16 protein-coding genes and 1 pseudogene are annotated in these 20,738 nt (G+C 65.9%); 10 read left to right on the forward strand and 7 right to left on the reverse strand.

Annotated elements, in window-relative coordinates; all coding sequences use genetic code 11:
- From G3N64_RS29645 to G3N64_RS29655, 3 genes are all read right to left on the reverse strand, one after another.
- Positions 1-150, reverse strand: a 150-nt coding sequence (locus G3N64_RS29645) for an FAD-dependent oxidoreductase (RefSeq protein WP_124636892.1), incomplete at its 3' end; no start/stop codon positions are given.
- A 36-nt stretch (positions 151-186) separates the two neighbouring features.
- On the reverse strand, positions 187-1,977 hold the full coding sequence (locus G3N64_RS29650; RefSeq protein ID WP_205787265.1) for an acyl-CoA dehydrogenase: 1,791 nt from the start codon (positions 1,975-1,977) through the stop codon (positions 187-189).
- Positions 1,978-2,465: 488 nt separating this feature from the next.
- The gene (locus tag G3N64_RS29655) at positions 2,466-3,041 is read right to left on the reverse strand and encodes a TetR/AcrR family transcriptional regulator (protein WP_205787267.1); all 576 of its coding nucleotides are present in this window, start codon (positions 3,039-3,041) and stop codon (positions 2,466-2,468) included.
- 127 nt (positions 3,042-3,168) lie between these two features.
- Between G3N64_RS29655 and G3N64_RS29660 the strand changes: the two genes are divergently transcribed.
- Entirely contained in the window at positions 3,169-3,867 is a 699-nt protein-coding gene (locus tag G3N64_RS29660; protein ID WP_241021274.1) for a glutathione S-transferase, read from the forward strand.
- A gap of 330 nt (positions 3,868-4,197) precedes the next feature.
- Here G3N64_RS29660 and G3N64_RS29665 read toward each other — a convergent pair whose 3' ends face one another.
- Both G3N64_RS29665 and G3N64_RS29670 read right to left on the reverse strand, forming a co-directional pair.
- On the reverse strand, positions 4,198-4,719 hold the full coding sequence (locus G3N64_RS29665) for a DUF2867 domain-containing protein (protein ID WP_205787270.1): 522 nt from the start codon (positions 4,717-4,719) through the stop codon (positions 4,198-4,200).
- Between the two features lie 126 nt (positions 4,720-4,845).
- Positions 4,846-5,475: a TetR/AcrR family transcriptional regulator gene (locus tag G3N64_RS29670; protein WP_205787271.1), complete on the reverse strand. Its 630-nt coding sequence runs from the start codon at positions 5,473-5,475 to the stop codon at positions 4,846-4,848.
- 451 nt (positions 5,476-5,926) lie between these two features.
- Here G3N64_RS29670 and G3N64_RS29675 point away from each other — a divergent pair, with 451 nt between their 5' ends.
- The 8 genes and pseudogenes from G3N64_RS29675 to G3N64_RS29710 all read left to right on the forward strand — a co-directional run bounded on the left by G3N64_RS29675 (position 5,927) and on the right by G3N64_RS29710 (position 16,353).
- On the forward strand, positions 5,927-7,057 hold the full coding sequence (locus G3N64_RS29675; protein ID WP_205787287.1) for an alpha/beta hydrolase: 1,131 nt from the start codon (positions 5,927-5,929) through the stop codon (positions 7,055-7,057).
- A 150-nt stretch (positions 7,058-7,207) separates the two neighbouring features.
- Complete coding sequence (locus G3N64_RS29680; RefSeq protein WP_205787272.1) at positions 7,208-7,591, forward strand: ATP-dependent protease; 384 nt, start codon at positions 7,208-7,210, stop codon at positions 7,589-7,591.
- A gap of 796 nt (positions 7,592-8,387) precedes the next feature.
- A pseudogene (locus tag G3N64_RS29685) lies at positions 8,388-9,085 on the forward strand (HAMP domain-containing sensor histidine kinase); the annotation flags it as partial.
- Positions 9,086-9,518: 433 nt separating this feature from the next.
- Positions 9,519-10,676: an efflux RND transporter periplasmic adaptor subunit gene (locus G3N64_RS29690; protein WP_205787273.1), complete on the forward strand. Its 1,158-nt coding sequence runs from the start codon at positions 9,519-9,521 to the stop codon at positions 10,674-10,676.
- A gap of 20 nt (positions 10,677-10,696) precedes the next feature.
- Entirely contained in the window at positions 10,697-13,840 is a 3,144-nt protein-coding gene (locus tag G3N64_RS29695; RefSeq protein WP_205787274.1) for a multidrug efflux RND transporter permease subunit, read from the forward strand.
- Between the two features lie 4 nt (positions 13,841-13,844).
- On the forward strand, positions 13,845-15,287 hold the full coding sequence (locus G3N64_RS29700; protein ID WP_205787275.1) for an efflux transporter outer membrane subunit: 1,443 nt from the start codon (positions 13,845-13,847) through the stop codon (positions 15,285-15,287).
- 113 nt (positions 15,288-15,400) lie between these two features.
- Complete coding sequence (locus G3N64_RS29705) at positions 15,401-16,090, forward strand: response regulator (protein ID WP_205787276.1); 690 nt, start codon at positions 15,401-15,403, stop codon at positions 16,088-16,090.
- On the forward strand, positions 16,087-16,353 hold the full coding sequence (locus tag G3N64_RS29710; RefSeq protein ID WP_205787277.1) for a hypothetical protein: 267 nt from the start codon (positions 16,087-16,089) through the stop codon (positions 16,351-16,353). Before G3N64_RS29705 ends, G3N64_RS29710 begins: the two co-directional genes overlap by 4 nt.
- 104 nt (positions 16,354-16,457) lie before the next feature.
- On the opposite strand, the gene G3N64_RS29715 is transcribed toward G3N64_RS29710, so the two are convergent.
- On the reverse strand, positions 16,458-17,618 hold the full coding sequence (locus G3N64_RS29715; RefSeq protein ID WP_205787279.1) for an AraC family transcriptional regulator: 1,161 nt from the start codon (positions 17,616-17,618) through the stop codon (positions 16,458-16,460).
- The gene (locus tag G3N64_RS29720) at positions 17,618-19,252 is read right to left on the reverse strand and encodes an AMP-binding protein (protein ID WP_205787280.1); all 1,635 of its coding nucleotides are present in this window, start codon (positions 19,250-19,252) and stop codon (positions 17,618-17,620) included. The genes G3N64_RS29715 and G3N64_RS29720 overlap by 1 nt, the downstream gene beginning before the upstream one ends.
- A 367-nt stretch (positions 19,253-19,619) precedes the next feature.
- On the opposite strand from G3N64_RS29720, the gene G3N64_RS29725 reads away from it, so the two are divergent.
- On the forward strand, positions 19,620-20,720 hold the full coding sequence (locus G3N64_RS29725; protein ID WP_205787281.1) for an AraC family transcriptional regulator: 1,101 nt from the start codon (positions 19,620-19,622) through the stop codon (positions 20,718-20,720).
- The last annotated feature ends 18 nt before the right edge of the window (positions 20,721-20,738 follow it).

Here is a 20,738-nt window from a genome sequence, read left to right on the forward strand (position 1 = left end):
GCACACGCCGATTTCGGTGCCTTTCTCGGCGGCCAGCTGCTTGAGCCGGATCGCCGCCGACAGCCCGGCGGGGCCGCCGCCGACGATCACGACGTCGTATTCCATCGATTCGCGCGGGCCGTATTGCGCGAGCAAGTCCTGTGTGGTCAAAATCCTGTCTCCTCCTGCGTTCCGACCGTCAGCCGGTCAGAACTGGTCTTCCGTCAACGCGAGCACGCCCTCGTTGCCCTTCGTGCCGACGATCGATGCTTCGAACGCGCCCGCCTGCACCAGCACGTGCTCCGCATAGCATTGCGCAATCGCGATCTTCGCGTCGAAGAACGCCGGATCGCTCGCGCGGTTCGCCTGCGCCGCCACCAGCGCGCGGCCCATCTGCCACCCGCACAGCACCACGCCCGCCAGCTTCAGGTACGGCACGCTGCCCGCGAACACCGCGTTCGGGTCCTGCTTCACGTTCGCCACCACATAGTCGACCACCGACGACAGCGCCTTCGCGCCCTTCTCCAGCTGCGCCTTCACCGACGCGGCCGCTGCGCCGTCCAGCTTGCCCAGCGCCGCCACCGTCTCGCCGATCTCCGCGATCAGCGCCTTCGCCACCGCGCCGCCGTCGCGCATCGTCTTGCGCCCCACCAGGTCGTTTGCCTGGATCGCCGTCGTGCCTTCGTAGATCGCCAGGATCCGCGCATCGCGGTAATACTGCGCCGCGCCCGTCTCCTCGATGAAACCCATCCCGCCGTGCACCTGCACGCCCAGGCTCGCCACGTCGTTCACCATCTCCGTGCTCCAGCCCTTCACCACCGGCACCAGATACTCGTAGATTGCCTGATGACGTGCCCGCGTCGCCTCGTCCGAATGGCGGTGGGCAATGTCGCTGTGCGCGGCGGCCACGTAGGCCAGCGCCCGCGCACCTTCGGTCAGCGCACGCATCGTGCCGAGCATGCGGCGCACGTCCGGGTGATGGATGATCGTCACCGACTGCTTGGCCGAACCGTCCACCGGACGGCTCTGCACGCGCTCCTTCGCGAATTCCGCCGCCTTCTGGTATGCACGGTCGGCCACGCCGATCCCCTGCATCCCGACACCGAAGCGCGCCGCGTTCATCATGATGAACATGTATTCGAGGCCGCGGTTTTCCTCGCCGACCAGGTAGCCGATCGCACCGCCGTGGTCGCCGTACTGCAGCACTGCCGTCGGGCTCGCCTTGATCCCGAGCTTGTGCTCGATCGACACGCAGTGCACGTCGTTGCGCACGCCCAGCGAGCCGTCATCGTTGACCATGAACTTCGGCACGATGAACAGCGAGATGCCCTTCACGCCTTCCGGCGCGTTCGGCGTGCGCGCCAGCACCAGGTGGACGATGTTGTCCGCCATGTCGTGCTCGCCCCACGTGATGAAGATCTTCGTGCCGAACACCTTGTACGTGCCGTCGCCCTGCGGCTCGGCGCGCGAGCGCACCAGCGCCAGGTCGGAGCCGGCCTGCGGCTCGGTCAGGTTCATCGTGCCGGTCCATTCGCCCGAGATCAGCTTCGGCACGTAGCGCTGCTTCTGCTCGTCGGTGCCGGCCGTCAGCAGCGCCTCGATCGCGCCGTCGGTCAGCAGCGGACACAGCGCGAACGACAGGTTCGATGCGTTCAGCATCTCGATGCACGGCGTCGCGATCAGCTTCGGCAGCCCCTGGCCGTCGTATTCGGACGGATGCTGCAGCCCCTGCCAGCCGCCTTCGACGAACTGGCGGAAGGCTTCGCCGAAGCCCGGCGTGGCGGTCACGACGCCGTCCTTCCAGCTGCTCGGATTGCGGTCGCCTTCGACGTTCAGCGGGGCCAGCACCTCGCCGCAGAATTTCGCGGACTCGTCGAGCACGGCCTGCGCCGTGTCGTAACCGGCATCCTCGAAGCCCGGCAACTGCGCAACGGCGTCGATGCCGGCGAGTTCCTTCAGCACGAACAGCATGTCCTTGACGGGGGCGTTATAGCTCATGGTCGATGTTCCAATCAGACGGTGTATGGGGGCGCTATGGGGCCGGAGGCGGTAAAACCGGCTCAGGCCCTGGCGACGACGTGGGTCATCGTAATGCCGGGGCGGGCGATTCTTATTGTCATATCCGGCCCATGTGGTGACAAAATCGGCCACGGGATGTGGGGGCGGGGCCGGAAAAGGCCGGCTGGGTGCGGGTTTAGCCGGAGTCGGGTTTGGCGGTTTTGGGGAATGGGTAAGCAAACGGCGTGCCGCGCCGGGTGGCTGCGTGGCCGGAAGCGGGAAAACGCCCGGTACCGGAAACGATTACGCCCGGTTCAAGGAACCCTCACATTCCGCTTGGCAAATCCGGAAGCGAAGAAAGATCGTTTATGACGTCGTGGGTCGAGGTCGCGAACCGCCCTGAGCACGACTGGATCAGCACCCAGGAACCTCCCCCCAGTTGCGGCAACAATGCGGGGCGAGAGAGTCTCACGCAATTCACACGCGTGCTAGGCAGGAAGCAGACCGGCCGCACGATAGCCGTCGATCAATGTGTCGTAGAGGGAGACGTCCGAACGGCTCCTCGCGATGAGCTGTGCGCCGGCTACGGCGGCGAAGATAGCGCGAGCGCGTTGCTCACTCCGTTTCGAGTCCACCCCCTCCGCCGCTGAGAGAACCTTGGTCAGCCAGGCGATGTGCACCTCGGCGAAGGTTCGGACTTCCTGCATCACTTCATCGGGAAGGTCATCGCTTTCGGCGGCCATGAAGCTGCACAAGCAGATGCGATTCGCGTTTTCCAGCGCCCCGCGAAACGTTTCGGGATAGCGATGCAGGCAGTGCAACGGGTCCGGGGACTCGGCCTGGAGGGCTTCAAGAACCGCTGCCGAGTCCTCCCAATAGCGTCGTGCCACCGCTGCACCGAGGTCGGCCTTGTTCGTGAAGTGGTGATAGATGCTGGCGGGCCTGATCCCGACGTCTTCCGCGAGATCCCGAAAATTCAACCCGCTGTAGCCGTGGGCCTGAGCAATTTTCGTGGCCGCCGCCAGAATCCGCTCCCTGGAGCCTGTGTTCGATTCGTTCCTCACTTGTACGGTTCTCCGCATCGACTACTCAGTGTTGACAACCCGTATGGTAATGCATATGGTAAACCTAACGAACGTTAGGTAGGAAGTCGCGGCGTTCGTTACGACACAACTGCGAAAGGAAAGCCAAATGAGTGCCATTGCAACGAGCATCCATGACGATCGGTTATCGACGATGACGATTTATGACTTCCCGCAAGGGCCGTATCCGACGCGTGTTCGCATTGCGTTGGCGGAAAAGAACCTGCAATCGCGAGTGCGGTTCGTGCTGGTCGATCTGTACGCAGGCGAGCACAAGAAGCCCGAATTCATGGCGAGCAAGAATTACTCGGGCACGCTGCCGGTGCTTGAACTCGATGACGGAACCTGCATTGCCGAGTGCACGGCCATCACGGAGTACCTCGATGGACTCGATGGCGTGCCGACGCTGACTGGCAGGTCGCCGCTCGAAAAAGGCTTGATCCACATGATGAGCAAGCGCGCCGAACTGGAACTGCTCGACGCAATAAGCGTGTATTTCCATCACGGGACACCGGGGCTGGGGCCGCTGGTCGAGCTTTACCAGAACCCCGAATGGGGATTCAGGCAGCGCGACAAGGCCCTGCGCGGGATGCATTACTTCGATGCGGTTCTACGAAACCAGCCATACGTTGCCGGCAACGAATTTTCGATGGCCGACATCACCGTAATCGGCGGCCTGGTCTTCGCTTCCATCGTCAATCTGCCAGTGCCAGCCCAGTGCACCGCGTTGCAGGCGTGGTACGAAAGAATGCAGGCGCGGCCCAGCGTCAGCACGCAGCCCGCGTTTTCCACACTGGCGGCTGATTGAAACAATTCATATTTCAAAAGTCAGTAATCCTACCAAGTTCCGAAAGACGGCGTCTATCTGTTGCGGGGGATTCGCGGCAGCGGCACCTCTGCGCCCATATCTCGGTACAGAACATGGTGCTGAAGGTCGTCAACGGTTTACCAGTCCGAAGACGGTGTCGATAAGGAAAACCGTCGGGTAGCCATGAGTGCCTACGAGTGAAGGAGGCGAGCACGCGACTGATCAGGTGGAAATGAATGGCTACGCCTGGCTCTGGCCGCTCTCAGGAACCCGCGACTTCGAGCGTCCGGCCATCTACGGCCCGCTGGAAGGAGCGTTGATGAATCGCCGCTACCGGCCGGGCCATCCGAGCTGCTGTGCCCGGTCGAGCGAGGCTCGCACGACGAGACGATGGAAAGGAGCGATAAGGCCAAGATAGGCCCGACCCAGCAGACGATTGTAGAAGACAAGCGTCGTGACTATCAGCCGCCGGGGCCGGCCCTCAGATGCAGGCTGCACGAGAACCGACACGCGGAAATCAAGATGCGTGTCGTCCTCGCCCAGAATGATCTCGTCTTCATGCCGTTCGAACACGCGGAAAATGCTTAGCCGGTCGTCCTTCGCGACTTTCAGATCGATCGTTCTTTTAAGGCCGAACGGCCATACGGCAATGTCGCGAACGCCCTGCAGCATCGCGATCCACTTGGGTTGCCCTGCAAAGAGGTATCGAGCGAGCGACTCTGCGTCGTTGCAGGCAGTCGCTGGCAAGTCCACCGAAAATGCGTCGCCAAAATCCGACTTGCCGTACGACCGGCTCAGCCGTGAGGTCGCCGGCAGGCTGATCTGTTCGGCCTTCTTCGAATTCGTCTGCATGCCATGCTCCATGCGTCCAGGTGGCCCGGCTACCTCGGCGCGACCCAAGCGAACGCAGTCGAGAGCGTAAGCGAGACATATTCCTGCTTAAGCCGAAGCTAAACGGATCGAGAACATTGAACCGAGTCACCTCTCGGGATCAGCCCACCTTTGGACACTCACCTGTGCCAGCGCCTCGAATATGGCGGGCGTGCGTTCCAGGCGGGCGATCGTCCGCGCGCCTTCGAGGGCGGCGACCAATGCGGCGGCGGTCGAGGACGCACGCGCGGGAGCGAAACCGCACCCCCTGAAATGCGCCGCAATAATCTCGGTCGACTCAACGAATCCGCGCGCTACCCGTTGGGTCAGCTCGGCGTCGAGCGCGGGCAGCTCGTTCGCCAGATTTTGCATCAGGCATCCATACTGGAAATCAGAGGCGACCATTTCGGCCGCGAATGCCTTGAAAATTTGATGAACAAAATTCAGAGCATCACCGGTCGTGTTCGACGAGATCTCCCGCAATACAGCAATTCGATTCGCAATGTAATCGTCGATTGCTTCTTCTGCGAGTTGTGCCTTGCCGCGTGGAAAGTGAAAGTAGAACGATCCTTTAGGCGCACCGCTTTCTTCAAGGATCTGGGTCAATCCCGTCGCGGTGTAGCCCTGGAGGCGAAACAGTCGTTGGGCCGTGGCAATCGCGCGAGCGCGGGCGTCAGTCTTACGTGGCATGCCGTGAACATAGCACGTTCCGCTTGATGATTCTATGGTGATTGCCATACTATGGTGATCACCATATCAGGAGCGCGGCGATGGCCCTCGACCCAATCGCGAGTCAGGAAGGTTCGTTCAGTGATGCGCAGCCTGCCCGGATTGCGGCAGGAATCACTGAGCCCGAAGGTGAGGCGTGCGGGTTTCCTCGCTCACCCTATGCAGAGCGTCTTCGTGCCGGGGCGGATCGTCTTCGATTGCCCGGCCGCCGAGCGACGCATTCGTCGCGTGCGTTTTCGCCGAAGCTGAAGACAGCGCATGCACGGGAACGGGGCGTTCCATCATGAGCCGTCCACTTCGCTTCAGGCCATCGGCGTCCCGACGAGCCTTCCTGGCGATGGGCGCGGTCAGCCTGTTTGCCTCTTTGATGCGGCCCGCCCGCGCAAACCCCATGGGAGGAATTGACATGTCCGCATCGACATATGGCGATGGAACGCTTCCGAAGAGGGTCCGCTCGCGCATGATCCGCGGGGTCAACGGCCTCGATGTCCATATTCTCGAGGCCGGTTACGAGAACCCCGGCCGGCCGCTCGCCCTGCTTCTGCACGGTTTTCCCGACTTGGCTTACGGGTGGCGACACCTGATCCCGATTCTGGCTGACGCCGGCTACCACGTCGTGGCGCCCGACCAGCGGGGGTTTGGCCGCACCACGGGTTGGCTGAACGACTATGACGCCCAGCTGGCGCCCTTCAGCCTCTTGAACATGACGCGCGACGCGCTCGGATTGGTTTTGGCGTTGGGGTATCGGCGTACGGCAATGCTCGTCGGGCACGACCTCGGCTCGCCCGTCGCGGCCTATTGTGCGCTAGCCCGACCTGACGTCTTTCCCTCGGTGGTCCTGATGAGCGCACCGTTCCCCGGTCCGCCGACGCTTCCGTTCGACACTGCGGAAAGCGAGGTATCGTCGGCTCAACCGAACACCGGCAATCAAAAGTTGGCGGCCGCGCTGGCGGCGCTCGACCCGCCGAGAGCGTATTACCAGCAATACCTGAGCACACGGGAGGCGAACCATGACATGTGGCACCCGCCTCAAGGCTTGCACGCGTTTCTTCGTGCATTTTTCTACGTCAAGAGCGCCGACTGGCCGGGAAACAAGCCGCATCCGCTGAAGGCGCCAACCGCCGCAGAACTTGCGCAAATGCCCACCTATTACGTCATGGATCTCGGCAAGACGATGCCCGAGACCGTCGCTCCATTCCAACCTTCCTCCGCCGAGGTCCGGGCCAGCACCTGGCTCACCGAGCCGGAACTTGGGGTGTACACGGCGGAGTATGGCCGCACGGGGTTTCAGGGCGCCCTGCAGGCTTATCGTGTCTTTTCCGATCCCGACCTGAACGCCGAGTTGCGCCTGTTTTCGGGCAAGACGATCGATGTCCCGTCGCTCTTCATTGGCGGCAAGAGCGATTGGGGCACGTATTCGGCGCCGGGCGCGCTCGATCTCATGAGGACCAAGGCGACGACGAGAATGGGGGGCATCGAGCTGATCGACGGCGCTGGTCACTGGATCCAGCAGGAGCAGCCGGTTCGGCTCAGCGAGCGCCTGCTCGCCTTCGCCAAGGAGGTGGCTGGGGCGGATCCCACCCGCAGTTAGGTTGGGAATGGCTCTCGTTGCTCGTGAAAATGTCGCCCGGCTTCCCGACCACCGTCCCGTCAGGCCCGTCGCGTTTCGGCGAAGCATCTCGGGTTGGATGCCCGGGCGCGGCCCGTGCGATGATGTGCGATGACCAACATGAGAAATGGAATGACGACGACCTTCGACGAGGCGACGACGGCGGCGATCGCCGCGTTTGCCCAATTGGATTTCTACACGGCTGTGCAAGCGATGCGCGCCGAGGCCGATTACGACCACGAACGGGACCAGTGGATCTCGCGCTATATCGACGAGCACGGCGGCGGTGCGGACGATGCAGCATACGACGCCTTGCACGCGCAGGCCCAGGCGACCCCGGAATACGCGCAGTTCGTCGATGCGATTCGCCGGGAAATCCTGGAATACTTCGGCGTGACCGACGATCAACTGGACGGGATGGTCGTGCTGCGCAATGACGACAGCGATGAGCTTTGGGCGGAAGTCAACCGGCAGCGGAGCGCGCTGGGAACCGGTGAAGTGCGCGGAGATATCTGACCATGGCTTGCCATTGGGGTCTCGAGTCGTGCCGGGTACCGGGCTAGCGTCAGGCCCGCCACGGGGTGCGCCGGACGCTCAGTGGCTGCAACTGATCCGCTCTTGCCCGTACGTCCCGGCGATTGCAGACCGAATCACATCGTCCCCCACGGCGACAAGCGGACGACGGTGGTCTCGCTTGCATTCGCCCAGACTTCGCGTTCCTGAATGAACCCCGCCACGAAGACGACCGCAAAGCACCGTGCGGCAATCGTCACCAGGCGCGACCCGCGCCATTCATTCTTTTTTGGATGACGGGCGACCACCCTCGCCCTGAAGAACACCAGCGGAACGTCTGACCACTCCTGTCCGCTTTGCATCCCGTTGGCAATCAGCCCCTACGCCGAGACGGCGACAACCCTCGTTGCGTCGTCTCCGCCTGCATGCATTTGCGCAAGCGGGTTGAGCACCGACAGCCGAAGTGCCATCCGGGCGATGCCGGGCACCGCGTACGCCCCTATACCGACGCGTACCGCGCGACGCCATCACCACCGCACACCTTCTGATGCATGCCGCCCATCGTGTCATCGGGCAGCTCAATTCGTGCGGTAACATTGCGACTCGATGGAGCAACCAGCAGGATTCAAAGCGGACACCATGACTCAAGAATCCATACTGTCCCGCCCTAATCGAGCTGTTCGGCCACTGTCTCTATCGGTCGCTAGCGATCCAGTTGATACAAGCCCGGCCCGTTCCGGTCCCGGGCCACGTGGCATCTCCGGCACACCTGCCGCCGGGAACCTCGACGCACCGAGGTACGCCGGTCACGGTGCTGCGCGGGCGGTTGCAGGGGCTGGCGGAAGGCGTCTTCCAGCCGGGCGAGGTGCTGTTCCGAAGCCTGCTGACCCAGGCGGAAGGACTGACGCGCCTGATCGAGGATCTCCGCGTGATCAACTCGCCGAAAGCGGGCATCTGAGCGTCAGCATCCAGGAGACCGATCTGGCCGCACACGTCAAGGCGGTCGTCGAGATGTTCGAGGATTCGCTGGCCGCGGCCGGTCAGCACATGGTGCTCGATCTCGATACACGGTCCGTACACTGCGACCCGTTCCGGATACGTCAGGCGCTGCTCGCGCTGCTGGAGAATGCGCGGCGCTATGCGGTGCCCGGCGCAATACGCATTCGCACGCGCGTCGAAAACGGCGCGTATCACTTGCAGGTCGAAGACGAGGGGCCGGGCATTCCGGCCGATTGCGCGGCCCAGATTTTCGATGCATTCCGGCGCGTGGACGATACGCATTCCAGCCAGAAAGGCGGCAGCGGGTTGGGGCTGGCCGTGGTCGCGGCCATTGCGCAGGCGCACGACGGCGAGGCATCGTGCCGACCGACGGCGTGCGGCGGCACGGCGTTCGAGTTGCGCTGGCCCGATGGCCCCGCATCGCCGCGCATCGCGACGCCGAACCGGAAGGACGTGGCGCCCTCCACCCAGCGCACCGCCGATACCGATCCGCGCTGAACCGCTCGGCGAGCGGCCGACGCGCCCCGTGCGTCGGCCTGCCGCCCCGCCTCCTCGCGCATGCTCCCGCCACCGCTGAACGGGAGGGGCGCCTGCCTCGATCGATGCGCCCGCCGTCCACACCGGCGCGATCCTCGCAATAAGCACCCGGAGCGCAGGGCCGGCGATGCCGGCGGCTTGCACGGCTCCCGTCATTTCATCGGATGATTGACATTCCGGAATTCCCGCGCCGCCCATCCCGGTTCCGGATACCGCCGAGTCACCCGTGAGTCCGTCGTCTTCGGGCTCCACCTCGCCTCCGCATCACCCTCCCGCGATTCTTTCGCTCCCTCCATCAAACCTCCATCTTTCCGCACAAAAAACTCCATCGGGCGCACGCACACTGCGAACCGAAAATGCGGGCCATTGGATGCCTGCGTCCCAAGGAGTCCACATGAAGAATCAGAAACGAGCCTGCTACAGCGCCGTGTGCGCGCTGGTGGCGGCGATGCTGGCGGGTTGCGGGCCCGCCGAACAGCAGGCCGCCGCACCGGCCGTACCGATTACGGCAATGACGCTGGCAGGCGCTCCCCTCGACCTGACCGAAGACCTGCCGGGCCGCGTCGCGGCCGTCCGGATCGCCGAGATCCGGCCGCAGGTCAGCGGCATCGTGCAGCGCCGGCTGTTCGAGCAGGGCACGGAAGTCCGTGCCGGCCAGCCGCTGTTCCAGATCAACCCGGCGCCGTTCAAGGCCGATATGGACACGGCCGCGGCGGCCCTGCAACGTGCGGAAGCCGCGCTCGCACGGGCCAAGGTGCAGACCACCCGTCTTAAACCGCTGGTCGAGGCCGACGCGATCAGCCGCCAGGTGTACGACGACTCGGTGTCGCAACGCGACCAGGCTGCCGCCGACGTCGCGCAGGCTCGCGCGACGCTCGCACGCCGCCAGCTCGACCTGAAGTTCGCGACCGTCGAGGCGCCGATCACGGGCCGCATCGACCAGGCCCTCGTGACCGAGGGTGCGCTGGTCGCAAGCAGCGACAGCCAGCCGATGGCACGTATCCAGCAGATCGACCAGGTCTACGTGGACGTGCGCCAGCCGGCCGCGTCGCTCGAATCGCTGCGCGGCGCGCTCGCCGCCCAGCCGGACACCGCGGGCAACGGGCTGCCGGTCGACGTGCTGCGCGACGACGACGCGCGCTACGACGTGAAGGGCCGCATGCTGTTCTCGGGCGTCAACGTCGACCCGGGCACCGGCGACGTGCTGTTGCGCGTGCTGGTCGACAACCCGAAGCGCGAGCTGCTGCCGGGCATGTACGTGCGAGCCCGCATCCCGCGTGGGCATTACGAGAACGCGCTGACCGTGCCGCAACAGGCGATCGTCCGCGCGGGCGGCAAGCCGCAGGTCTGGGTGCTCGACGCGAAGAGCCAGGCGCACCTGAAGGCCATCGAAGTGGGCGAGCTGACGAACCGCAGCTACCGCATCAAGTCGGGTCTGCAAGCGGGCCAGAAGGTCGTCGTCGAAGGCATGGAGCGCCTGAGCGACGGCGCGACCGTGACGGCGACCGCATGGAAGGCGCCTGAAGCGGTCAAGACCGCTTCGTCGCACTGAATCACGGGGAGCATCCAGTCATGTCCCAATTCTTCATCCGGCGCCCGGTCTTCGCGTGGGTGATCGCCCTCTTCATCATCCTGCTGGGCCTGATCGCCATCCCCGAACTGCCGGTTGCGCGCTATCCGTCGGTCGCGCCGCCGACCGTCACCATTACCGCCACCTACCCGGGCGCCACGCCGCAGACGATGAACGACAGCGTGCTGAGCCTCATCGAGCGCGAGCTGTCCGGCGTCCGGAACCTGCTGTACTTCGAATCGGCGTCGGATACTTCCGGCCAGGCGAAGATCACCGCGACCTTCAAGCCCGGCACCGATTCCGCGATGGCGCAGGTCGAAGTGCAGAACAAGCTCAAATCGGTCGAGCCGCGCCTGCCGCCCGTCGTGCGGCAAAACGGCGTGATCGTCGAGTCTGCCGCCACGGGCTTCCTGTTGTTCGTCGGCCTGAAGTCGGACAGCGGCCGCTACGACGAAAACGCGCTGGCCGACTACATGGCGCGCAACGTCGTCGAGGACCTGCGACGTGTCGAAGGCGTCGGCAAGGTGCAACTGTTCGGTTCCGAACAGGCGATGCGCATCTGGGTCGATCCGCAGAAGCTGATCACCTACGGCCTGTCGATGAATGACCTGACGACGGCCGTCAGCCAGCAGAACGTGCAGATCGCCCCGGGCAGCCTCGGTGCGGCGCCCGCGCTGCCGGGCCAGCGTGTCACCGTGCCGCTCACCGCGCAAGGCCAGCTCGCGTCGCCCGAGCAGTTCGCGAAGATCGTGTTGCGCGCGAACGCGAACGGCTCGAAGGTCGTGCTCGGCGACGTCGCGCGGGTCGAACTCGGCCCGCAGGCGTTCACCTTCGTCAACAGCGAGAACGGCAAGCCGGCCACCTTCGCCGGCGTGCAGCTGGCGCCGGGCGCCAACGCGGTGAAGAGCGCCGAGGCCGTGCGCGAGCAACTGGACATGATCGCCAAGACGATGCCGGCCGGCATGACCTACTCGATCCCGTTCGATACCGCGCCGTTCGTGAAGATCTCGATCGAGAAGGTGATTCACACGCTGATCGAAGCGATGGTGCTCGTGTTCCTGGTGATGTACCTGTTCCTGCAGAACGTGCGCTACACGCTGATCCCGGCGATCGTCGCGCCGGTGGCGATGCTCGGCACCTTCACGGTCATGCTGATGACAGGCTTCTCGATCAACGTGCTGACGATGTTCGGCATGGTGCTCGCGATCGGCATCATCGTCGACGATGCGATCGTCGTCGTGGAGAACGTCGAACGCCTGATGGTGGAAGAAGGCCTGTCGCCGAAGGACGCGACGATCAAGGCCATGAAGGAAATCACCGGTGCAATCATCGGCATCACGCTGGTGCTGACGGCCGTGTTCCTGCCGATGGCGATGTCGAGCGGTTCGGTCGGCGTGATCTATCAGCAGTTCACGATGTCGATGGCCGTGTCGATCATGTTCTCGGCCCTGCTCGCACTGACACTGACGCCGGCCCTATGCGCAACGATGCTCAAGCCGGTCGAGCACGGCCACCACGAGAAGCGCGGCTTCTTCGGCTGGTTCAACCGCCGCTTCGATCGCCTGACGACCTGGTACGAAACGCGCGTCGGCCGGCTGGTTGGCCGCACGGGCCGCGTGATGCTGCTGTTCGTCGCGATTTCCACCGCGCTGGTGTTCGGCTTCCGCATGCTGCCGTCGTCGTTCCTGCCCGAGGAAGACCAGGGCTACTTCATGACCGGCTTCCTGCTCCCGGCGGATTCAACCGTCGAGCGTACGGGCGACGTGGTCAAGACCCTCGAGAAGCATCTCGCATCGCGTCCGGGCATCGAGTCGAGCATTTCCATCATCGGCTACGGCTTCTCCGGCCTCGGCTCCAACGCGGCACTGAACTACGCGGTGCTCAAGGACTGGGACAAGCGCGAAGGGGCAAACGCGATGGACGAAGCGATGCGTGCGCAGGCCGCGATGGGCAGCGTGACGGAAGGCACGGTCATGAGCCTGTTGCCGCCCGCGATCGACGGGCTGGGCACGAGCTCGGGCTTCACGATGCGCCTGCAGGATCGCGCGAACCAGGGCTACGCGGCGCTCAAGGCGGCTGAAGCCAAGCTGCTCGAACTGGCCGCGCAAAGCAAGGTGGTAACCGGCGTCTATCCGGACAGCCTGCCGGCCGGCACGAGCGTGAAGCTGGACATCGACCGCGAGAAGGCCGAAGCGCTCGGCGTGTCGTTCACGACCATCAGCGACACGCTGTCGGCCGCGATGGGCTCGACCTACGTGAACGACTTCCCGAACGCGGGCCGCATGCAGCAGGTGATCATCCAGGCGGATGCCCCGGCACGCATGCAGATCGAGAACGTGATGAAGCTCTACGTGCGCAACGCGACCGGCGGCATGGTGCCGCTGTCCGAAGTGGTGCGTCCGGTCTGGTCGGAAACCCCGCTGCAGATGGTGCGCTTCCAGGGTTATCCGTCCGCACGTATCTCCGGCGGCTCGGCTCCCGGCTACTCCAGCGGCGCGGCCATGGCCGAGATGGAGCGTCTGGCCGCGCAGTTGCCGCCGGGCTTCACGGTGGCGTGGACCGGCCAGTCGCTGCAGGAGCGCGAGTCGGCTTCGCAGGCGCCGATGCTGATGGCGCTGTCGATGGTCGTCGTCTTCCTGGTGCTCGCGGCGCTCTACGAGAGCTGGGCGATTCCACTGTCGGTGATGCTGGTGGTGCCGCTCGGCCTGATCGGCGCACTCGGCGCCGTCATGCTCCGCGGGATGCCGAACGACGTGTTCTTCAAGGTCGGGATGATCACCGTGATCGGCCTGTCGGCGAAGAACGCGATCCTGATCGTGGAAGTCGCGAAGCAGTTGCGCGAGGAAGGCATGGGGCTGATCGAGTCGGCCGTGCAGGCATCCAGGCTGCGTCTGCGCCCGATCCTGATGACCTCGCTCGCGTTCGGCCTCGGCGTCGTACCGCTGATGATCGCGACCGGCGCAAGCGCCGAAACGCAACACGCGATCGGCACCGGCGTGTTCGGCGGCATGGTGACCGCCACCGTGCTGGCCATTTTCTTCGTTCCGGTTTTCTATGTGTTCGTGATGAGCATCCAGGAACGCATCTCGGCATGGCGCGCATCCGGCAAGAAGCCCGCCGCCGTGACCCATGAACATGAAGGTTGATGCCATGCGATCACTCATTCTTTCCGCCGCGGTTTCCGCCGCCCTCGCGCTGTCGGCGTGCTCGATGGCGCCGAAGCTGGTCAGGCCCGAGATGCCGGTGCCGACCGCCTACACGACCGCTGCCGCGGCCGACCAGCACGCGAACGCGGCCGATCTCGGCTGGCGCACGATGTTCGGCGACCGTCGGCTGCAGCGCCTGATCGAGGTCGCGCTCGAGAACAACCGCGACCTGCGCCTGGCCGCGCTGAATGTGCAGGCTGCCGAAGCGCAGTACGGCATCCAGCGTTCCGCGCGCCTGCCGTCGATCGGCGCCGGGGCAAGCTTCACGCGCCAGCGCACGGCGGCCGACTCGCAGTCGAACCCGCCGCTGCTCGAAAACACGCAGAACCAGTACGGCGTGAACGTCGGCGTCAGCGCATTCGAGATCGACCTGTTCGGCCGCGTGAAGTCGCTGTCCGATGCCGCGTTCGCGCGCTACCTCGCGACCGATCACGGCCGCCGCGCGGTGCAGATCGCGCTCGTCGGCTCCGTGGCCAATGCGTATTTCGCCGAGCGCCTCGCGCAGGAACAGCGCGCGCTGTCCGAACGCACGCTGAACGACTGGCGCCAGTCGCTCGATCTCGCGCGCCGGCTCAAGCTCGCGGACCAGGCCAGCGGTGTCGACATCGCGCAGGCCGAAGGCCAGGTCGCGAGTGCCAGCGCCGATCTCGAGGCGCGTTCGCGCGCCGTCGAGCAGGCGGGCAACGCGCTGCGGCTGCTGGTCGGCACCGACCTGCCGAAGAACCTGCCCGACCCGCTGTCGCTGGAGCGCCAGCCGGTGATGACGCAACTGCCGGCAGGACTGCCGTCGGAATTGCTGTACCGCCGGCCGGACATCCAGCAGGCCGAGCAGCACCTCGTCGCCGCCAACGCCGACATCGGCGCGGCGCGCGCGGCGTTCTTCCCGCGCCTGTCGCTGACCTCGTCGATCGGCTTCCTCAGCCCGGGGCTGGGCAGCCTGTTCGACGGCGGCCAGCGCGTGTGGAGCTTCGCGCCGCAGGTCACGCTGCCGATCTTCCAGGGCGGCCGGCTGCGTTCCGAGCTGAATCTCGCGGAAGTGCGCAAGTCCAGCGCGGTCGTCGAGTACGAACGCGCGATCCAGACCGCTTTCCGCGAAGTGGCCGACGGCCTCGCCGGCCGCGAGACCTTCAGCCGCCAGATCGACGCGCAAACGAAGGTCGTCAAGAGCGCCGAGCGCCGTACCGATCTCGTGAACCTGCGCTATCGCGCCGGCATCGAGGATCGGCTGGAACTGCTCGACTCGCAGCGGCAGCTGTATGCCGCGCGCCAGGCCTTGCTGGATCTGCGCAATGCCGAACTGGGCAACGCGGTCGCGCTCTACAAGGCGCTCGGTGGCGGGCTGATCGACACCGACGTGCCTGCCGCCAACAACGTGGCGAACAACTGAGCCATGAGCCGTCGCCGATCCGTTCGCGACGACTGAAAGCACGGTGAAGTCCGGCGGCGCACGTGCCGCGCCGCCGGCCCGCCTACCGGTCACGCTCACTTCCAGTGAACCCGATGAACCCTCTGATACTCATTGCCGAAGACGATCCGGAGATCGCCGAGATACTCGACGCGTACCTCGCTCACGACGGCTTTCGCACCTGCCGTGTCGGTCACGGCCAGGCCGTGCTCGACGTGCAGCCCTTGCTGAAGCCGGACCTGATCCTGCTCGACGTCAGGATGCCGCAGAAGGACGGCTGGGAAGTCCTGGTCGAACTGCGCCGCCGCGGCGACACGCCGATCGTCATCATCACGGCGCTCGACCGCGAGATCGAGCGCTTGCAGGGGCTGCGTTTCGGTGCGGACGACTACATCACGAAGCCGTTCAATCCGGCCGAGGTGGTCGCGCGCATCCGGGCGATCCTGCGTCGCATCGAAACGGCCGCGTCGGGACGCTTCATCAAGGTCGGCAACCTTGAAATCGACACGCAAAGCTATCTGACCACGATCCGCTCGGACACCGGAGAAACCGGCGTCTCGTTGACGCTGACCGAATTCCGGCTGCTCGCGCACCTGGCCGGCTCGCCGAACCGCGTATTCACGCGCAGCGAACTGATCGACGCGTGCCTCGCCGACGTCGATGCGCTGGAGCGTACCGTCGACAGCCATATCAGCCGGCTGCGCAAGAAGCTCGAATGCGCGGGCGTGTCCGGGGTGCCGGAGGTGATGCGCGGGGTCGGCTACCGGCTGCGCAGCACCCAGTGAACGTGCATCGTGGATCGCGGCGGCGGACCACGTGGATCGTCGGTCTCCTGTCGGCCGCTGTCGCGCTGGCGATCGCCGATGCCGGGTTCGTCGCCTACGGCCTGATCCATGCGGTCTGGTTTCCTGCGACGGACAGCGCCCTCGCGACCGTGCTTCGCGAGACGCCGGACTATCTGGTACTCGCCGTCTTGCTGTTGGCCGGACTGGTGCCGTCGATCGTCGATCTGGTCAAACTGGCGCGCGCGCCCCAGACCCGGCGATGAACACGCGAGCCCGGTCACGTCGCCGATGGGAGCCGTCCATGGGAGCGCGCGCAGGGAGCCGGTTATGGGAACCGGCTCCCTTGAAGCGACGCACTACGTACGCGTTACGCGCGCCGCCGGTAAGTGCCCGGCGTGCTCCCCGTCCAGTGCCGGAACGCGCGATGGAACGCGCTCGGATCGTCGAAGCCGATGTCGGCGCCGATCGCCGCGATCGTGTCGGGCGTATCGGTCAGCCGCTGGATCGCGATGTCGCGCCGCAGTTCGTCCTTGAGCACCTGGAACGTCGTCCCTTCGGCGGCCAGGTGGCGGCTCAGCGTGCGCACCGAGCAATGCAGGTGCTCGGCCGCCTGGTCGATCACCGGCAGGTCGGGCAGCGCCTCCGACAGGTACTGCCGCACGCGATGGCACACGAGCTGTTCGCTGAATGATTCGAAGATCCAGTCGCCGGGTGCGCGCGCGAGGAACTTGCGCAGGTTGCGCTTGCTCTGCCGGATCGGCGCGTCGAGATAGTCCGCGCTGAAGCGCATCAGCGTGCGTTCGCAGTCGAACTGCACGGAACCGGTGAAGAAGTACAGGTGGTCGACCGCATGGCGCGGCCGCGGGCATGCGAACTCGATCCGCAGCAGCGGGATCTTCTGCCCGATCAGCCAGGAGCACACGCCGTGCACGAGCTTGAGCATCAGTTCCTGGCCGAGCGCGCCGATCGGGCCGATGGCGTCGTTCGGGCGCAGCACCGCCTGCGCGACGAGACCGTCGCGCTTCGATTCGACGAAGAAATCGTCGAGCAGGATATGGAAGAATTGCCCGAAACGATGCAGCGCCGTTTCGAGGTTGCGCGCATCGAGCAGGCTCAGGCACAGGTACTTCAGCGTGCCGCCGCGCAGCGGGCGCGAGAAGATGCCGGGCATCTCGTCGTCGAGGTCGATCGCGAGCGTGCGGTACAGCGTCGAGAACTGCTCCTCCGTCACGCGCGCATGCGGTTCGCCGAGCAGCTCGATCGGGATGCCGGCCCCGCGCAGGTAGCGCTCGACCACGTCGCGCTGCGCGCCCGCGCTCGCGAGGAAGCCGTTGACGAGCGAGATCGGCACCGTCGCGCTCGGCGACGGCAGCGCACGCCCGGGCGCGGGCCCGGGGTGGGTGGAAAGTGAATCTGAACCGGTCATCGCGTCCCCGTCGATCGAACCGCTCGCATTGTACTTGAGCGGCCCGCGCGGAGCCTTCCGGGCCGTCGGCGCGCCGGGCCCTGCGTGGCGCGCCGACGGCATCAGTCGGCGCGGCTGAGTTCCCGGCGCAGGATCTTGCCGACGGTCGACTTCGGCAGCCGATCGACGAAGCGAATGAGCTTCGGCACCTTGTAGGCCGCGAGGCTCGCGCGGCAATGCGCGACGAGCTGCTCCTCCGTGACGTACGCATCCTCCGCCAGCACGACGAACAGCTTGACGGCCTCGCCCGTGCGCGCGTCCGGCACGCCGATGCACGCGCATTCGGCGACGCCCGGCACGGCAGTGGCCACCGCCTCCACCTCGTTCGGGTACACGTTGAAGCCCGACACGATGATCATGTCCTTCTTGCGGTCGACGATCCGCAGGAAACCGGCGTCGTCGAACACGCCGACGTCGCCGGTGCGGAAGTAGCCGTCGGCCGTGAACGCGGCCGCATTCGCTTCCGGTTTCTGCCAGTAGCCGCCCATCACCTGCGGCCCCTTCACGCAGATCTCGCCCGCGCCGCCGATCGCCACCTCACGATCCTGGTCGTCGAGCAGCTTCACGTCGGTCGACGGCAGCGGCAGGCCCGTGGTGCCCGTGAACGTGTCGATCGACTGCGGGTTGAACGACACGACCGGCGACGTTTCCGACAGCCCGTAGCCCTCGCGGATGAAATTGCCTGTCACCGCCTTCCAGCGCGACGAGATCACGTCGATCACGGCCGCGCCGCCGCCGGCCGACAGCTTCAGCCGCGACCAGTCGACTTCCGTCAGGCGCGGATGGCCGGCGAGCCCCGCGTACAGCGTGTTCACGCCGACGAATACCGTCGGCCGCGCGGCCTTCAGCACGTCGATGAAGCCGTCCATGTCGCGCGGGTTCGCGACCAGCCAGTTCTGCGCGCCGATCGCGAAGTAGGACAGGAAGTTCACCGTCAGCGCGAAGATGTGATAGAGCGGGATCGCCGTGACGACGACCTCCTCGCCCGGCTCGCGCGCGGCCGGCACGATCGCCCCGAACTGCTCGATGTTCGCGACGAGGTTGCGGTGCGACAGCGCGGCGCCCTTCGACAGGCCGGTCGTGCCGCCCGTGTACTGCAGCAGCAGCAGGTCCGCGCCGTTCAGCGCGACCGGTTCAAAAGCGAGTGATTCGCCGGCGGCGATGGCGTCCGCAAGCGGGATCGAACCGGGCGGCAGCGCGTCGCATGTCCCGGCCGGCGCATCGACGACGCCGAGATCGCCGCGCCCGACGCTCAGCACCGTGCGCACGCGCGTGCCGCCGACCACCTCGGCGAACGTGCCCATCGACCCGCCGCACACCAGGGCGACCTCGACGCCCGCGTCGTTGAGCTGATGCTCGAGTTCGCGCGCCGTGTAGAGCGGGTTCACGTTGACCTGGATCGCGCCGATCTTCGCGATGGCGACGAACGCGACCGGAAACGCGAGCACGTTGGGCAGCATCACGGCCACGCGATCGCCCTTGCGGACGCCCACGACCTGCTGCAGATAAGCGGCCAGCGCGGTCGACAGGCGGTCGACGTCGGCATAGGCAAGCGTGCGGCCATACGAGTGGAACGCCGGGCGATCGGCGAAGCGGCGCATCGCGTCGCCCAGCAGCGCGCTTACGGAAGGATGGCGATCGGGATCGATCTCGGCGGGGATCGAGCCATACGACCCGGTCCAGTGTCTCTTCGTCATGTCTCACTCCACGGGGGACGGCGCGCCGGCCGCGCGCCGTTCGCACGACGGCCTGCACGCCGGAGAAGCGCGGGCCATCGCCTGACCGGCGACTATCGCCCGCGCGGCGCACTTTGAAAATGATCCGGGCGGCCGAAAAGATGATCGAAACGGACACGCAGGGCATCTGTCTAGGCAACTTCGCCGAATACCGCCGATGTGGCCGGCCGGTACGCTCCAGGCCAGCTGCAGCGGTACGGGCGCCACCGACGCCCGCCGCGCCCGGTGGCGCCGGCGCGCGATCAGGGTGAACCCTGTAGCGTTTGGGACCGATCCCGAGCAGAATTGCGTGCCGTCAACGATATCGATTCGGACGCAGGATGCTCCCATGCCGCGCAGTGCGCTCTTGAACCCGACGACCACCCGCGCAGCCCGCCTGCCGGACGTCGAGCCGGCCCACGCGTTGCGCCAGCAGCGCTTCACGCCGGCCAAGCTGGCCGTGCTGCTCGACGTGGCGGCGCAAGCCGGCCTCGACCCGGCCGCGGTGCTCGACGGCACCGGCCTCACGCCGGCCGCCGTCGCGGACCCGTTCACGCTCACGTCGCCGCTGCAGTTCCTCACCGCCGCACGCAATGCGATCGGCCGCTACGACGGTACCGATCTCGGCGTGCGCGTCGGCCACCGGCTGCACGTGTCGAGCTACGGGATGTACGGCTACGCGATGCTGTGTTCGGAATCGCTCGCGCACGCGTTCGAATCGGCCGTCAAATATCACCGGCTCGCGAACGGCATGCTCGCGATCCGCTGGGTCGAACAGGGCGATACCGCGTCGTGGCTGTTTCCCGACCGGCACGAAGTCGCGCTGCCCGATCTCGACGAGCCGCTGTACCGTTTCCTGATCGACATGCAGTTCGCGCTGCACGTGACGATCATCAAGGACGTGATGGGGGCGTGGTGCGTGCCCGCGCGTGCGCAGTTCGCGCAACCGCAGCCGGCGCACGCGGCGCTGCTGGCCGATGCGCTCGAATGCCCGATCGCCTTCGACGAGCCGCATCATGTGCTCTGCTACCCGGCTGCGTGGCTCACGCGCGCGCCGCAGCTTGCGAATCCGATTACCGCCGCGCAGGTGTCGTCGCATTGCGCGAGCCTGCTCGACGAATTGCGCAGCCAGGCCGGCGTCACGCGGCGCGTGTACCAGGAACTCACGCGCACGCCCGGACAGTTCCCCGACATCGACGCGATTGCGGCGATCCTGTGCATCACGTCGCGCACGCTGCGCCGCAAGCTCGAAGCCGAAGGCACGTCGTACAGCGAACTGCTGGCGAGCGTGCGCAAGGCGCTCGCGATCGACTACCTCAGCACGACCACGCTCAGCACCGAGGACATCGCATCGACGCTCGGCTTCAGCGACGCCGTGGGGTTTCGCCACGCGTTCAAGCGCTGGACCGGCATGACGCCGAGCGACGTGCGGCGCAAGCGCGGGGGGTGAGCGCGGCGGTCAAGCGCG

This window comes from Burkholderia sp. Ac-20344, from assembly GCF_017104975.1.
GTDB lineage: Bacteria > Pseudomonadota > Gammaproteobacteria > Burkholderiales > Burkholderiaceae > Burkholderia.

What these genes read in the sequence shown, in the direction of transcription:
- G3N64_RS29650 (WP_205787265.1), bottom strand. Translation starts at nt 1,977, where the DNA reads ATGAGCTATAACGCCCCCGTCAAGGACATGCTGTTCGTGCTGAAGGAA.
- G3N64_RS29660 (WP_241021274.1), top strand. Translation starts at nt 3,169, where the DNA reads ATGAGTGCCATTGCAACGAGCATCCATGACGATCGGTTATCGACGATG.
- G3N64_RS29665 (WP_205787270.1), bottom strand. Translation starts at nt 4,719, where the DNA reads ATGCAGACGAATTCGAAGAAGGCCGAACAGATCAGCCTGCCGGCGACC.
- G3N64_RS29670 (WP_205787271.1), bottom strand. Translation starts at nt 5,475, where the DNA reads ATGGCAATCACCATAGAATCATCAAGCGGAACGTGCTATGTTCACGGC.
- G3N64_RS29675 (WP_205787287.1), top strand. Translation starts at nt 5,927, where the DNA reads ATGATCCGCGGGGTCAACGGCCTCGATGTCCATATTCTCGAGGCCGGT.
- G3N64_RS29680 (WP_205787272.1), top strand. Translation starts at nt 7,208, where the DNA reads ATGACGACGACCTTCGACGAGGCGACGACGGCGGCGATCGCCGCGTTT.
- G3N64_RS29690 (WP_205787273.1), top strand. Translation starts at nt 9,519, where the DNA reads ATGAAGAATCAGAAACGAGCCTGCTACAGCGCCGTGTGCGCGCTGGTG.
- G3N64_RS29695 (WP_205787274.1), top strand. Translation starts at nt 10,697, where the DNA reads ATGTCCCAATTCTTCATCCGGCGCCCGGTCTTCGCGTGGGTGATCGCC.
- G3N64_RS29700 (WP_205787275.1), top strand. Translation starts at nt 13,845, where the DNA reads ATGCGATCACTCATTCTTTCCGCCGCGGTTTCCGCCGCCCTCGCGCTG.
- G3N64_RS29705 (WP_205787276.1), top strand. Translation starts at nt 15,401, where the DNA reads ATGAACCCTCTGATACTCATTGCCGAAGACGATCCGGAGATCGCCGAG.
- G3N64_RS29715 (WP_205787279.1), bottom strand. Translation starts at nt 17,618, where the DNA reads ATGCCGTCGGCGCGCCACGCAGGGCCCGGCGCGCCGACGGCCCGGAAG.
- G3N64_RS29720 (WP_205787280.1), bottom strand. Translation starts at nt 19,252, where the DNA reads ATGACGAAGAGACACTGGACCGGGTCGTATGGCTCGATCCCCGCCGAG.
- G3N64_RS29725 (WP_205787281.1), top strand. Translation starts at nt 19,620, where the DNA reads ATGCCGCGCAGTGCGCTCTTGAACCCGACGACCACCCGCGCAGCCCGC.